The organism is Desulfosoma sp., from assembly GCF_052743555.1.
This window is the reverse complement of record NZ_JBRAHS010000028.1, coordinates 1-14,859: the sequence shown is the minus strand read 5'-3', so window position 1 is coordinate 14,859 and position 14,859 is coordinate 1. Positions and strand designations below refer to the sequence as shown.

Annotated in this window: 9 protein-coding genes and 1 tRNA gene; 3 read left to right on the top strand and 7 right to left on the bottom strand. The window is 56.6% G+C overall.

Annotation, left to right across the window (positions count from 1 at the left end; all coding sequences use genetic code 11):
- The first annotated feature begins 84 nt into the window (after positions 1-84).
- The 3 genes from recB (at position 85) to fbp (ending at position 7,594) form a co-directional block, all read left to right on the top strand.
- Positions 85-3,738: an exodeoxyribonuclease V subunit beta gene (recB, locus tag ACUVSA_RS14045; RefSeq protein WP_445895286.1), complete on the top strand. Its 3,654-nt coding sequence runs from the start codon at positions 85-87 to the stop codon at positions 3,736-3,738.
- Positions 3,686-5,692, top strand: coding sequence for an exodeoxyribonuclease V subunit alpha (recD, locus tag ACUVSA_RS14040; RefSeq protein WP_445895285.1), 2,007 nt, complete (start codon positions 3,686-3,688; stop codon positions 5,690-5,692). Before recB ends, recD begins: the two co-directional genes overlap by 53 nt.
- Before the next feature lie 804 nt (positions 5,693-6,496).
- The gene (fbp, locus tag ACUVSA_RS14035) at positions 6,497-7,594 is read left to right on the top strand and encodes a fructose-1,6-bisphosphate aldolase/phosphatase (RefSeq protein ID WP_445895284.1); all 1,098 of its coding nucleotides are present in this window, start codon (positions 6,497-6,499) and stop codon (positions 7,592-7,594) included.
- A 427-nt stretch (positions 7,595-8,021) separates the two neighbouring features.
- Here fbp and ACUVSA_RS14030 read toward each other — a convergent pair.
- From ACUVSA_RS14030 to ACUVSA_RS14000, 7 genes are all read right to left on the bottom strand, one after another.
- Positions 8,022-8,099: transfer RNA gene (locus tag ACUVSA_RS14030), tRNA-Pro, on the bottom strand.
- Positions 8,100-8,138: 39 nt separating this feature from the next.
- Positions 8,139-9,545, bottom strand: a complete 1,407-nt coding sequence (locus ACUVSA_RS14025; RefSeq protein WP_445895283.1) for a sigma-54-dependent transcriptional regulator — start codon at positions 9,543-9,545, stop codon at positions 8,139-8,141.
- A gap of 34 nt (positions 9,546-9,579) precedes the next feature.
- Entirely contained in the window at positions 9,580-11,832 is a 2,253-nt protein-coding gene (locus ACUVSA_RS14020; protein ID WP_445895282.1) for a sensor histidine kinase, read from the bottom strand.
- Positions 11,833-11,841: 9 nt separating this feature from the next.
- On the bottom strand, positions 11,842-12,420 hold the full coding sequence (locus ACUVSA_RS14015; RefSeq protein WP_445895281.1) for a DUF4390 domain-containing protein: 579 nt from the start codon (positions 12,418-12,420) through the stop codon (positions 11,842-11,844).
- 102 nt (positions 12,421-12,522) lie between these two features.
- The gene (gene lpxC, locus ACUVSA_RS14010; RefSeq protein WP_445895280.1) at positions 12,523-13,461 is read right to left on the bottom strand and encodes a UDP-3-O-acyl-N-acetylglucosamine deacetylase; all 939 of its coding nucleotides are present in this window, start codon (positions 13,459-13,461) and stop codon (positions 12,523-12,525) included.
- A 204-nt stretch (positions 13,462-13,665) separates the two neighbouring features.
- A complete protein-coding gene (locus ACUVSA_RS14005; protein ID WP_445895279.1) occupies positions 13,666-14,451 on the bottom strand; it encodes a DUF6125 family protein in 786 nt (261 codons plus the stop codon).
- A gap of 125 nt (positions 14,452-14,576) precedes the next feature.
- A partial coding sequence (locus ACUVSA_RS14000; RefSeq protein WP_445895278.1) for a response regulator occupies positions 14,577-14,859 on the bottom strand: 283 nt, incomplete at its 5' end.

The following is a 14,859-nucleotide window of genomic DNA, read 5'->3' as shown; positions in this document are numbered from 1 at the left end:
AGACGGGAAAGACATCGGCTATTCGGGCTGTGTAAATAACAAGGACTTCAGCAAAGCATGACTTCGAGATCAAGGAATACAGTTATGCCGCAACTTCTGGATCCGTTACAGCTTCCCTTGGACGGCGTGCGGCTTATCGAGGCCAGTGCCGGCACGGGAAAGACGCACAATATCGTCACTTTGGTGCTCCGCTTGCTTTTGGAAAAGGGCCTTCAGATCGGGCAGATTCTTGTGGTCACATACACCAACGCGGCCACCGAAGAACTTCGCGCCCGCATACGTCAACGGCTTCATGCAGCGTTGCGACAGATGGCCGGCGGCCAGGTGAACGATCCCGTCCTCGTCGCCACATGGAACGCTCTCGATGACTCCCGGAAGGAAAACCTGGCCAGGCTTATAAGAAAAGCTGTTTGCCGTATGGATGAAGCGGCCGTTTTCACCATCCACGGATTCTGTCAAAGGGTTCTTCAGGAATTCCCTTTTGAGTGCGGCCTCGCTTTTCGTTGGGACGTGATGCCCGACGATGCCGCTTTGTATCGAGAAGCCGCCGCCGATTTTTGGCGTCAATGCATGGGACAGGCTTACCCCATGGAGGCCCGATGGCTTCTCGAGACCATGAAGGGACCCGACCGCTTACTGCAGCACCTTGCAGCCATGAGAAGTGTCGTGACTCCAAAGGTTTTACCCGAAACAACCGCTGCGAACCGACGATGCTTCGCAGAGGCCGAGGCGTTGTTTCAAAAAATTTGCGCCACGTGGCATGAACTCAGGAAAGATATTCAGAGCCTTCTTGCAGAACACGAAGCCATTGATCGCCGAAGATACAAGAAAGAAGCGTTGGAGCAGCTTTTTGAAGCCATGGACGCCCTCTGCGCATGGAAGACACCGTCGCCGTCTCAGCTTTCTTCTTTCAAGATGCTCACCGCCTCCATGCTGGCCCAAAAGACGAAAGAAGGAAAGAAGCCGCCAGCCCATCCTTTCTTTGATCTTTGTAATGACTTTTGGCGGCTTTTGGCAAACCTGGTTGAAGGCTATCGCATCTGGCTCTTAAAGACCGCTCAGAATTTTGTGAGCCAAGCCGTATGGCACCGCAAAGACGCCGAACGGGTCTTGGCCTTTGACGATCTACTGGTGCGGCTCCACCAAGCCCTCTCTTCCGAACCATGGGGTTCGGCCCTTTGTAAGAGGATTCGGCAAAAATTCCCGGTGGCCCTGATCGACGAATTTCAGGACACCGACCCTTTGCAATACGGCATTTTCCAAAAGATCTACGGCATACCAAACGGCCCCGCCCTTTTGTGCCTTATCGGCGACCCGAAGCAAGCCATCTACAGCTTTCGCGGCGCCGACATCTTCTCGTACGTGCGCGCCAAGCGCCACGCCGGCCCCTCAAACACCTATACTATGGACACCAATTGGCGCTCCTCTTCGGGGCTCGTGGCCGCCGCGAACCATCTCTTTTCCAGGCACCCTTACCCTTTCATCTTTCATCAGGACATCCCCTTTTACGCCGTCCACAGCGGCCCCAACGCCGACGCCAACCAGCTTCGCCTTCCCGACAGCCCACAGGCGGCTCTCACAATTCGTTTTCTGCCCTCAAACGACCATGAAAAAAACAAGCAAAACCTGATCCTTTCCGACGCAGCGCGTAGAGGCGCTGCGTCGGACTGTGCCGCTCAGATCGCCAGATTGCTGAACCTCGCTGAGCAGAACCAGGCCACTATCGGCAAAGAACGCCTCAAGGCTCGAGACATCGCCGTTTTGGTGCGGTCGCATCGGGAAGCCCGCATGATTCAGGATGCGCTGCGTCAGAGGGGCGTGGCCAGTGTGAGCTTACAGCGGGACAGTGTGTTCGATACCCAGGAAGCCGAAGATCTCACAGCAATTCTTGAAGCAGTGGCCGCTCCCGCGGACGAGCGACGACTGCGCACGGCCTTGGCCACAGAAACTCTCGGCTGGAACGCCTCCCAGCTTATCGCCCTAGAGAGGGATGACACCTTCATGGAAAGGGTGCAATCCCGCTTTCATCGATATCGAGACTTGTGGCACCGCCACGGCTTTCTCACCGCCTTCATGATCCTGCTCAAAGAAGAAGACGTCCCGAACCACGTGCGATCCCTTCCTGCCGGGGAACGCCGCCTCACCAACCTGCTGCACCTTGCGGAACTGCTGCATCAGGCCTCTCAAACCCGTCCCGGAACAGACAAGCTGCTGCGCTGGTTTAAAGATCGTCAACGTGCCCAAGATGCTCCGGAAGAAGAACAGCTGCGCTTGGAAAGCGATGAAAATGTGGTGCACGTGGTGACCATTCACAAGAGTAAGGGACTGGAGTATCCGGTGGTGTTCATCCCCTTTCCCTGGACGCTCAAACCCCGAAGCGTAAAAAAGGATGATCCGACACGGTTTCATGATCCAAAAGACCTTTCCCTTTGCGTCGACCTGGGATCCAAAGACATTGAACAAAATCGGCAACTGGCTCTTAAGGAGGAGATGGCGGAAAACATGCGCTTGCTTTACGTCGCCTTGACGCGCGCCAAGTCCATGTGCGTCACTTGGTGGGGCCGGATCAATGAAGCCTCGGCTTCGGCCATGGCGTATCTTCTTTTCCCTTCCCCCAGCAGCGACCCTCTCGAGGCGACACCTGAAAGCACCATGGACAACTTTTCCACGGACGAAGACCTTTTAAGAAGTCTTGAAGACATAGCTCGATCTTCTTCAGGGGCGATCACTGTAGAAAAAGCGCAAGTGAATGGAGAGGCACGCCGGCATTCTTTCGAGGAAAGCCCACCCCAGTTGCAGGCAAGGACATTTCATAGGGATTGGGGCCCGCGGTGGCGTGTCACCAGTTATACGCACTTGGCCATGGGGGCCGAACCCCACACGCCCGACTATGACGCCGTCGCGGTCGAAGAACCCGAGCAGGGCACACCGAGTGAAGAGATCGAGCCCATGTTTCTTTTTCCTCGAGGTCCTCGAGCAGGACAGTGTCTTCATGAAATCTTGGAAAGGATCCATGTCTTTTCGGCATCGGCTCAGGACCTGCAAGCCGAAGTGGCTGAGGCTTTGGCGCGGCACGGTTTGGAACCTCACTGGCAGGATTCAGTCCTTTCTATGGTCCAAAACGTTCTGGCTACCCCTCTCAAATGCGACCGTGCGACGGTTACTCTGGAAAGTCTTGGCCAGGAAAATTGTTTTCCGGAGTGGGAATTCCACTTTCCCGTAGGTCCATTGGACCCGCCGCGACTGTACACCGCCCTAGAGGATAAGGCCTTTTACGAAAAGTCCGTTAAAGGACTGCAGTTCGAAACGCTTCAGGGGCTGGTGCGAGGCTTCATTGACCTGGTCTTTCGAAGCGACGGCCGCTATTTCATCGCCGACTACAAGTCCAATCACCTGGGAAACCGCCTGGAAGACTACGCGCCCAACCGCCTTGAATCGGCCATGCACGTGCACCGCTATCCCCTGCAAATGCTCTTGTACACCGTGGCTCTGCATCGATATCTCAGCGTTCGTCTGCCAAATTACGACTACGATACCCACTTCGGCGGCGTGTTTTACCTGTTCTTGCGCGGCATGCGCCGGGAAAATCAAGGAAACACGGGAGTCTTTTACCACCGTCCAAAAAGAATCGTCATTGAACGGCTGGACGCTCTCTTTCGCCAGTCATGCCATAAGGACGACGCGCATGGAAAACGAATTGGATCTCCTGGAGCGCCTCGGGGTTCTCAGTCCCTTTGACCGCTGTTTTGCTCAGTGGATTTCGAGAAGGGATGCCAACGGCGTAACAAGGGCCGTAAAGCTGGCAGCGGCTCTGGTGAGCCAGCGGCTTCGCCAAGGGGATGTGTGCATTGATCTTCGGGACTGGGCTGAACGACCTCTTTTTCAGGTCACCCGAGCCGAGGACCCTCAAGTTTTTGGATTTCAATTGAAAAGGTGGCTGGATGCCCTGGCCCGTTCCCAGGCGGTGCACGTTGTGGATGCCAAGGTCGCGCTCACTGCCTTGACCAAGCCCAACCCCATTCGAGAATCCGCCGAGTCGTATGATGGCATGGGCTCGGATTTCCAAAAAGTCTTGATCCCTTCTCGGCCTCTGGTGCTGGAGGGAACCCGGTTATACCTTGCCCGCTACTGGTTTTACGAGTGCGACCTGGCATGGCGCCTGAGAAAACTTGCTGAAGACTGGATCGACGTTCCACCGGAACTGGTGTGCGCAGCGATGAAAAAGGTGTTTCCGCCGGTTTCGCCGAATGAGGATGTGGATTGGCAAAGGATCGCCGCCGCTGTCGCCGCCATGAAAAGGCTCTGCATTATTTCCGGAGGTCCCGGCACGGGAAAGACCTACACGGTGGCCGCCATTTTCCGCGTCCTGCACTATATCTATGAAGAGCGGCCGCCGCGCATCATCTTGGCAGCCCCGACGGGCAAAGCGGCGGCCCGCATCACGGATTCCCTGCGTCAATCCCTGGCGTCCTTTGCCCACGGCATACCGGGCAAGGAAAACCTTCCTCAGGAGGCGCTGACGCTGCACCGCCTTCTCGGAATGCGCCAAGGGCGCGCCCTGCCTCGATACACTCCGGAAAATCCCCTGCATCTGGATGCGCTCATTGTGGACGAAGCCTCCATGATCGATCTGCCGCTCATGGCCCACACGGTGGCGGCTTTACCGCCTCATGCCCGGTTGATCCTTTTGGGGGATAAAGATCAGCTGGCCTCGGTGGAAGCTGGCAATGTGTTTTGCGACCTGTGCGGGCGACTTTCCCAAAAGCCTGTTTATCAAGGGCTTAGTTGGCCTATCAAAAGCCGCGAATGGGTAGAAAAGCTTCAGTCGGCAACCGGCATCGAGCTTCCCATCTCGCCCCTGAGCAACCCTTCCATTCACTCTCCTCTCAGTGACTGCACTGTTTTTTTGGAGAAAAATTATCGCTTTCCACCCCAGAGCCCCCTCGGCCGCTTGGCCGCGAGCATCCGAGCCGGCACTCTCAATGCCGAGGCGTTAACGGGGAAAGCGTTTGCCACACCGAATGCCTTGGCAAAAGAGGGCCAGGCTAGAGTGGTCTGTCGCTGGGTTCAAGAACGCGAGCTTTCCCAGGCCTTAAACCCCTTAGTCAAAGACCATTTTCAGAAGGTGGCGTGCGCCCAAAACCTTGAGGAAGCTTTTCGAGAACTTGAGGCTTTTCGCATTCTGTGCGCCGTTCGGGAAGGTCCCTTTGGCGTGACGTCGATTAATGAACTTGTGGAAACCGCCTTGGCGCAACTTCAACGCATCCCTGCCGAAACGCGCGCTTACAAAGGCAAGCCCGTACTGATCGTTGAAAACGATTATCAGGCAGGGCTTTTTAACGGCGATGTGGGCCTGCTGTGGCCCGACCCCGAGGATACAGGCCTCAAGGCCTGGTTCCGCGATCTTGACGGCGGCTTTCACAAAGTGCGCCTGTCCCGCCTTCCTGCTCATGAGACCGCTTATGCCATGACGGTGCACAAGGCTCAAGGGTCCGAATTCTCCCGCGTGCTCGTGATCCTTCCGGATCACGACGCCAGAGTGCTCACCAGGGAACTGCTTTACACCGCGGTCACTCGGGCACGACACGGCGTGGAAATCTGGGCCCAGGAAAACGTTCTGCAGAGTGCGCTGCAGCGTGTGACCGAAAGGCGCTCCGGCCTAGGGTTTCGCCTCTGGGGCGCCGCGCCGTAAGCAGGGTCCAGTGACTTTTTCCACGTCGGCGGCCTCTCAAGCTTGTCTGAAAATGCCGATTTCGGCCATCTGCGGCTTCGTAACTAGTTGAGATTGATAGTCTGAAATTGGCTTTTGGGGGCTGTTTTGATTGCATTCTGTAGGAGCGCCGCAAGGCGCGATAGGGCATCGCGGCTTGCGCCGCTTCTACAGAACGTGTTCTCGGACGGCCTCCTCGCATCGCGGTTTGCGCCGCTAGCGCTGCAGTTGTTTTCGGACGGTTTCTCAGAAGCGCGTCCGAAAATGTTCTTGGGAGCAGCCATGCAAAGCGAGGATGTCTGTTGTAGGCGCGGCCCCAGCGGCAAGCCCGGGCCGGTGCGGGTTCCACAGGCCCATTCGGTGACATGTGCAGATCGCGCCCTGCGGCGCTCCTGCAGAATGGAACGAAAACCGCTCCCAAAAGCCATTTTCGAGCGTGCTTTCAGTCTCAGGGAGAAGCCGTGCGCCCCACAGTGAAAGAACGAATGAACCTTGACGGTGAAAAATGTTCCTGACAGCCAGGTGGGAATGGGATAAAATTTATTTAAGTTGAAGGCGGCCCGCGGCGTGCCTGAGTTGAAGCTGTCCTTGACGGGATCGCGAGACGGAAAGTGGTCGCTCCCACGCTCATGACTCGTTGTTTTCTCACATCCTTCTCCATGGCTTTTCCATGACGGTCACAGGTGCACATTGATATGCCGCCGGTTCTGGCATGGGGCGTCCATGTGTGGGGGCATAGGACCGCCTCGGTCAATGGTTCGCGCATTAACGCAAGGGAGGTGAGCCATGAGGACGACACTGACAGCCATCAAAGCGGACATCGGCAGCGTCGGAGGGCACATTCAGCCCAGCCGCAGGTTGTTGGAGACGGTGCTGGAGCATGTCAAGCAGCACCACCGGGGCATGCTCATCGATTTTCGGGTCACCTACACCGGCGATGATATCGCCATACTGTGCACGCATACTAATGGCGTGTGCAACGAGGAGGTACATCGACTGGCCTGGGAAGCCTTCAAGGCGGGAACCGACGTGGCCAAAGATCAGGGGCTCTACGGAGCGGGGCAGGATCTTCTCAAGGATGCTTTTGCGGGCAACGTTCGAGGGCTGGGGCCTGCGGTGGCGGAAATGGACATCGAGGAGAGAACCTCCGAGCCCTTTCTCTTTTTTGCCGCCGACAAAACCGATCCCGGCGCCTACAACCTGCCCCTCTATTTGGCCTTTGCTGATCCCATGTACTGTTCTGGGCTCATTCTTTCCCCCGGCATGTTTCAGGGCTTTTCCTTCACTATTATGGATGTGAACCATGTGGAGGCCGACCGCGTCATCACCTTGAATGCTCCGGAAGAGCTTTACAATATCGCGGCTTTGCTGCGGGATCCTGAACGATTTGTCATCGAATCCATTTATTCCCGGCAAACGGGGGAACAGGCCGTAGCGGTAAGCACCACGCGGTTGCACAACATTGCCGGAAAATACACTGGAAAGGACGATCCCATCATGCTGGTTCGCGTGCAAGGAGCCTTTCCGGCCACAGGGGAAGTCTTGGCGCCGTTCAATCTGGGAGCATACGTGGCGGGTTTCATGCGCGGCAGCCATAACGGCCCTTTGATGCCCGTGAAGCAAAACACGGGAACATCCTTTTTTGACGGGCCTCCGATCGTTTCGTGCGCCGCCTATTGCGTTCACAACGGGCGGCTGTCTGAAGCTGTGGACGCTTTTGATCATCCATACTGGGACCGCGTGCGCCAGAAAGTTGCTGACAAGGCGACGGAAATTCGCCGTCAAGGCTTTTTTGGCAACGCCATGCTGCCGTACGCCGAACTGGAATACGGCGGCATTTTGCAAAAGCTCAAAGATTTGGACCAACGCTTTCAAGTGCGTTGAGTTCAGGGATGGGCCCATACGGCGCCGGGAACTTTGGGAACAGAGACGGCGCCTTTGAAAACCGGGAACATCGCTTCACATCACTAGAAAGGCGCCTTGATGCGTGTGCGCTGGAACACGTGGTCAGGGAAAAAACCATCTGGCGCCGGGGTGCGCTCTCACAAAAAAGTGCCCGTCCTTGGGTGACAAGGCCCGAGTCGTAAAAAAGAAGCCGTGATGGGCTTCCATCACGGCTTTTATTGATCTTTTTGCGACATCTTCATGAAAGCAGCGTGGGCACGCCCCAACCGCGAAACCCCACCGTGCGCCGCGCCGGCAGAACGCCGGTTTTATAAAGAAACCTGAAAATGGCATCAACAGGCCTGTTCATCCACGGTGGTGAGCCATTCCCAGAAGGCATCTTCGACCACCCCCGGGGGGATGCCACTGGTCGGGACGGGCGGATTTGAACCGCCGACCCCTAGCTCCCCATGCTAGTGCGCTTACCAGACTGCGCTACGCCCCGACAGTGTCTCGCTCTCATAGCACCAAAACCTCGAGCATGTCAAGGGAACCGGACCGAGCGGTTTTCTCCACCTTCTTCCGCCTCGTTGGCAGGACGCAACCCCAGGATCTTCATCTTTCGATGCAGGTGCGTTCGTTCCAATCCGATGTTGTGCGCGGTGAGCGACACGTTCCAGTCAAATTCCTTGAGTTTTCGCCACAGATATTCCCTTTCGAAATGGGCGCGGGCTTCCTTGAAAGTCGGGTAACCGTAGGGATCGTTCCGAGGTTCATCGTGGCCCAGACGGCGCAGAAAATCTTCCGGCAGATCTTTGATGGTGATGGTGCGCGAGGGCGTCATGATGACGAGGCGCTCCACGAAATTTTTCAGCTCCCTGACATTCCCCGGCCATAAATACCGGCTCAGCAGAGGATACACTTCCGGGGCGATGACCTTGCGGCCCATGGAACTTTCCCGAGATAATTCGTCCAAAAAATCTTCCACCAGCAAGGGAATGTCTTCAATGCGCTCCCGTAAAGGCGGCACGTGAATGGGAATGACGTTCAATCGAAAATAGAGATCCTGGCGAAATCGGCCCGCTTGAATTTCTTGGGACAAGTTTTTGTTGGTGGCCGCCACAATGCGCACATCCACGCGAATGGTTCGAGATCCGCCGACGCGTTCAAAGGACTGTTCCTGCAAAATGCGCAAAATCTTGGCCTGAGTCTTGAGGCTCATGTCCCCGATTTCATCAAGGAACAAGGTCCCGCCGTCCGCTAGGTCAAATTTGCCTCGCCGCCTTTCCTGAGCCCCCGTAAAGGCCCCTTTTTCATGACCGAACAGTTCGCTTTCAATGAGTTCTTCTGGAATGGCGGCGCAATTGAGTTCGATGAGCGGCCTCTGCCTTCGGGGACTCAAGAAATGAATGGAGCGCGCGGCCAGTTCCTTACCTGTGCCGTTTTCTCCGGTGATGAGCACGGTCGCGTTGCTGGGAGCGGCCCTTTCAATGAATTCCCGCAGCCGCACGATGACGGGGCTCTGGCCGGTGATGCGGTAGCGTTTTTCGGCCTTCTGACGCCAAATCAGGTTATCCGACTCCAGCCGGGAAACCTGCAGAGCATTTTGCACGCTCACCAGCACCCGTTCCAGGGACAACGGCTTTTCCACAAAATCAAAGGCCCCCATGCGGGTCGCCCGCACGGCCGTTTCAATGGTGCCGTGCCCGGAAATGATGATCACCGGAATCGCCGGATAAACCTCTTTGATCCGTTGCAGCACCTCCAACCCGTCCATACCCGGAAGCCAGATGTCCAGCAACACCACATCGGCAGGCTCCTTGCGCAGTTCCTCCAGGCCCTCTTCTCCGGAGGCGGCTAAAACCGCCTCATATCCCTCGTCCTCCAACACACCCTTGAGGGATCGAAGGATGTTCGGTTCGTCATCCACCACCAGAATCTTGACTGCCATGGCCTTCCCTGCCGTTCCTGCCCTTTGACGACCGTTATGTCCAGATGGCGGTGTCTTCTCCAAAGGCCGCCGCCAATTCAATAACGAACACTGTGCCGTGGGGTTCGTTGTCCCGAAGCCGCACAAAGCCGTGATGATCCGCAACAATCTTGGCTACAATGGCCAGACCCAATCCCGTGCCTTTTTCTTTGGTGGAAAAATAGGGTTCAAAGACCCTGCCCTTGGCCTCTGAAGGCAATCCGGGCCCAGTGTCCGCGCATTCCAATCGTGCGATTTTCAGAATGGGATCGTAGTCCAACCGAATTTCCACGTCCCCATCCTGACCGTCTAGAGCCTGCACGGCGTTTTCCAAAAGATTGTTCAAAACCTGCCGAAACTGATCCGGATCCAACAAAAGCACCGGAAAATCCTCACTACATTTGACCATAAACCGAATGTTGGCATGGGTGTGTCGGTATAAAGCGACGGCTTCCTGAGCCAAGCGCTTCAAATCGCACGGCTGCGGATGGGCTTCCGGCATGCGGGCAAAATGGGAAAATTCATTCACCAGTCGCTTCATGTGGTCCACTTGCTGGATGATGGTTTCCGTGCATTCGCGAACCACCGCATCCGCCCCAGGCTCCACTGCCCCGTAACGGCGCTGCAGTCTTTGGGCGCAGAGTCGAATGGGCGTGAGAGGGTTCTTGATTTCATGGGCGATGCGGCGCGCCACTTCGCGCCACGCCGCCGCACGTTGCGCCCTTTGCAGTTCGCTGAGATCGTCCAAGACCACCACGGCGCCCTGAGGCCTTTGGTCTTCGTCGTGCAAAACGCTGACCTTGACCAGCAGAGCCAGGAGGCGATTGCCTACCGTGAGCTGCACCTGTTTCTCCAGGTAAGGTTGTCGACTAATACGATAAAGCCTCAGAAAAGATTTGACCACATCCAAATGTTCCGGCTGCAAAAAGTCCCCGTAATGCCGCCCGGTGATCTCGTCGGCACGGATTCCGGACATCTGTTCGGCCGCCTTGTTGATGGCCCGCACTCGCCCATCCGCGTCCACGCCGACGACCCCGGTTCCAATGTTGGCCAAAACGACTTCCATGTAACGGCGCCGCGCTTCCAGCTCTTCATGGCTTTCCTGCAACGCTTGATACGCCTTGGTCAGTTGCTCTTGGCTCGCCCTCAGGTCCCCCACCATGTGGTTAAAGGATGCCATGAGCAGGCCCATCTCGTCCTCCCGATCCACATGCAGGCTCACGTCCAGATCCCCGTGAGCGACCTGGTTTGTGGCCGTCAGTAAGCTTTGAATCGGGCCGGTGATATGGCGCGCCAGGTACAAGCCAAACCAGATGGCCGCAAAAGCCACCAGAAGCGTCACAATGGAAAAGGCGATCACGTAAGTGGTTTTCAACGGGGCCTGGAAAAGCTTCAATTGTCGGTAATTCTGATAGCCCTGCACCACGGTGTTTAATTGGGCTGTAAGCTCCGGCGGAAATTTCCGTAACAAACCCAGGTAGCTCGGCTGGAGCGATTCGTGGTCCCCTTCATCGAGGCGACGCCACACGATGAGAGCGTCTCCGTCTTCTCCCATGGGCAACGGCACGCCTTCGGTGAGCGCCGCCGAATCCGTCAGGCGCTCTCGAACCGTCTGCGCCAGGGCGGTCTCAAACCGCGCCCATTGGGGCTGTTGCCAGACCACCCGTAACACCTTTCCCTCCCCGTCCATGACAAACACGGCGGCGAGCTGATGCCTTCGCCAAAACCCCGGCGGTACATCGAGAGAAAACATGCCGTTTTCTGGCATGGCTCCCTTGGGGAAAACCTCCGCTTCCACCGCCTTCAATTCTCCAAGCAGATCCTGCCGCACCTGCCGCAAATACCCTCTGGCCAGCTCCAGGCTCTGCGCCAAAGACTGCTCCACCTTGGCGCTGAACCAATAATCCAAACTAAAGGACATGAACTGCACGGCCACACCAAAGAGAGGCACGGTAGGGATCAGGGTCAAGGCAACAAAGGCGAGGGTGAGGCGCGTGCGGAGCCTGTGGCCCAGCACCCCTTTCTTGCGCTCAAAGATTAGCTTCACCAATTGGCGAATCACCAAATACAGCAGCAGAAGCAGCAAAATCAGGTTGATGTTGACCAGGGCGATGAGCAAAACGTTGCCGAAAAAGGGCAGTTCTGATTCGTAATGAAACAGCCAGCCCTGCAAGCACCCCAGAAGCAACACCAGAGACAGGACCGCCAGAATCACGGCCCTTTCACGTCGACGGCGCCGATGCATCGTGGTGGCATCTTGGGATTTCATGACGTCATCTCAGCGGGCTGGGGCATGGGTGTAGACGGCGGTGGCCCAGGGTGTTTCAAAATCCCAAAGGCTGACGAAAAAGAAGATGTAGCGCAGAAAGGAGGGCACCTGAGCTTTCGACAGTTCCGCCTTCACCTGCACCAGATAGGTCTGATTCGGAGCCAGGCGCCACAAAGCCAGGACGGGCAGGTCCCTGACCATACTCATCCAGGCCTTAGCTTCATCCCAGTACTTGGTTTTAAGCCACGACCCGGGATCCTCCGCCCGGGAAACCCAGTACTGCTCATGCAACGTGTCATAGCGGATGGTCCGTTCCACTGTCGCTGCCAGCAAACGCTCACGAAGCCAGGGCAATCCGTCCTTGTCCACGAGAATGTGAATGCGAAAGGTTGTGGCCACGCCGCTCTGAATGGCCTGTTCCATATCTTCATTAAAGCAGTTGTCGATGCGAAAGCTGATCTTGAGACTGGGAGGATCGGCATAAGCCGCTAAATCCACAATATCCGAACGGTTGCGGGCCCATGCCGGGTCGGAAGCCACCACCATCACGAGCCAAAGACACCCTGCAAAAAAAAACGCCTTGCGCATCGCGTCCGACCCTTCCCCTTCATGGATGTGCTGGGGCAAGGATTCTAGCGAAGGCGCTCAGCGTTGACAAGAAAATAGGCTGAAGCCGCTCGGCCTTTCGCCTTAGGCGGGTACCACCGGAGGTTTCCAATAAAGGTTCGAGCGGGCTGGCACGAATCGGCGTGCCGGAGCCGCAGCTGCCGGAACACAGCGAACGTAGCCCGGCCTTTCGCACAGGGCCCGCAAAAGCCGATTGTGCAAAGCGTGTCCCGCCTTGTAGGCCTCAAAGGATCCAAAAACCGGGAAGGGGCACAACCCCAAGTCGCCCACAAAATCCAACACCTTGTGCCGCACGCACTCATCCCGGTACCGCAATCCGTCGGGATTAAGCACATCCAGGTCATCAAAGACCACGGCATTTTCCAAGGATCCACCCAGAGCCAGCCCGCGACTCTGCAGATGCTGCACCTCCCTTAAAAACCCAAAGGTGCGGGCGGAGGCCACATCCCGCGCAAAAGAACCCGGATCAAAGGACCAAACAAAAGCCTGACGCCCCACTAAAGGATGCGGAAAATCGATGGTGTAGCAAATACGCAACTCATCGGATGGAAACACCTTAATGTAGGCATCTCCTTGACGCACCATGAACGGATGATGAACGCGCAAACATTGCTTTGGAGCCTTTTGGACCTTCAGGCCCGCCTCTTGAAGAATTTCCAGAAACGGCTTGGCACTGCCGTCCAAGACCGGCATTTCCGTGCCATCGATTTCCACCCGCAGGTTGTCCAGACCGGCCACCCGCACTGCCGCCATGAAGTGCTCCACCGTCGACACAGACAGGCCATCCTTCCCGATCACGGTCGCCAAGGATGTGTCCACCACATGGTCGTAACGGGCCGGCACAGCGGGAGCGCCCGGCACATCCACGCGGTAAAAAACAACGCCGTGATCAGGAGGCGCGGGACGAAGCCTGACATGCACTCGAGCCCCCGAATGCAGGCCCGTCCCGCCAAATCGCACTTCCGCTCGAATTGTATGCTGCGTGAAAAGGTCATAGCGCACTGGTCTCTTCCTCCTCGCCGTCTCCTAAGAGCAAGGGGCGTACCAGCCGCCCATCTCCCCCTTTCCCCGCCTTCAAGATGCTCGCTTATGCTTGGAATTTCCTAGTCTTGCTACACCATCACAGCCCATGAGCCTGTGAACCGCCCCGGCATGCGTGTGGCGCAAAGCCCACAAAACCCCTGCCAGTGTCTTCTTTCTGCAACGCTAGTCCCTTTTCAAAGTGAATTTCCAGGCACACCACCAGGAATCCGGGTGGGCGTCCGGAGGGCACCCCACGCATTCCGTACGGATTCTTGGATCGATGGTTTCCGCAAAATAGAGGTATTCCACAAGTCCGGCCGATTTGCATGGGTAGTCCGGAAGACCTTTGCGCTTGCGCGCCCCCTGAACACGGCAATCGACCATGCGAAAGATAAAGCTTTCCTCATCCACGTCCTCGATGGTCTGGCGGTTGATACGGGCATAGAGGCGGTAGCCCAGGGCCGCTTTGAGACCGGTTAATCCGGGAAGTGGAGGAAGGCCAAGAAGTTTCTTGATGCGCAAGGCCTCATAGGGAGAAAAGCGCGTCCAACATGTGTCATTGCACCGTTTGGCGGCATCCATGCCAAAGCGCTTTTCCACGGCCTGAAACCAGACGCCGTCGTTGGCCAGCCAGTTGGTGCCCACGGCGTCCATGAGTTCCAACAGCTTGGCTTTATCCAGGATCTTCAAGGCCTTGGGTACATCGCCATCCATTTCAAAGCCCAGAACTTTCGACAAACGCTTTAAAATGATGGAGAAAGCCGCATCCCCGGCTTCCGCTTCCACATCCATGGCTTTGGTCATGCCCAGCTGGTATTCCACTTCCCGAAACCAGCACCCGTAGTGCACCAGAGTGCGCCGCAGTCCGTCCATCACCCACGGAATCAGTTCCTCTGCCGTCAGCTCTTCAAAGTTCTTGATTGCCGGTTCCTGACTCATAAGGACCACCTCCTGTTCGATTGTCAGCATCCACCCTGCTTCCCGTCCATTCATCATGAAAGAAGCACCCCAACGATCGACACCACCATCGCATGGTGCGTTGGCTCTGATGGAGAATCTCTTCCACCCATGCTTCGGCTACAACGGCCAATCCCTCATGTCTCGGCACTATCCAGGGTTTGGCGAACGCGCGTTGCCAAGTCTTTGTACCCGAAAGGCTTTTGGAGAAAAGACACCCCCGGGTTTAAAACCCCATGATGGGCAATGACATTGGCCGTGTAACCCGACATATAGAGGACGTTTATTGTTGAACGCCCCTCTCGAATCTCTGTCGCCAGGTCTTTTCCGTTCATGTCGGGCATCACCACATCGGTCATGAGCAGATGAATCGGGCCTTGGTGTTCGCGAGCCATGGCCAAAGCCTGTACTGGATGGGAA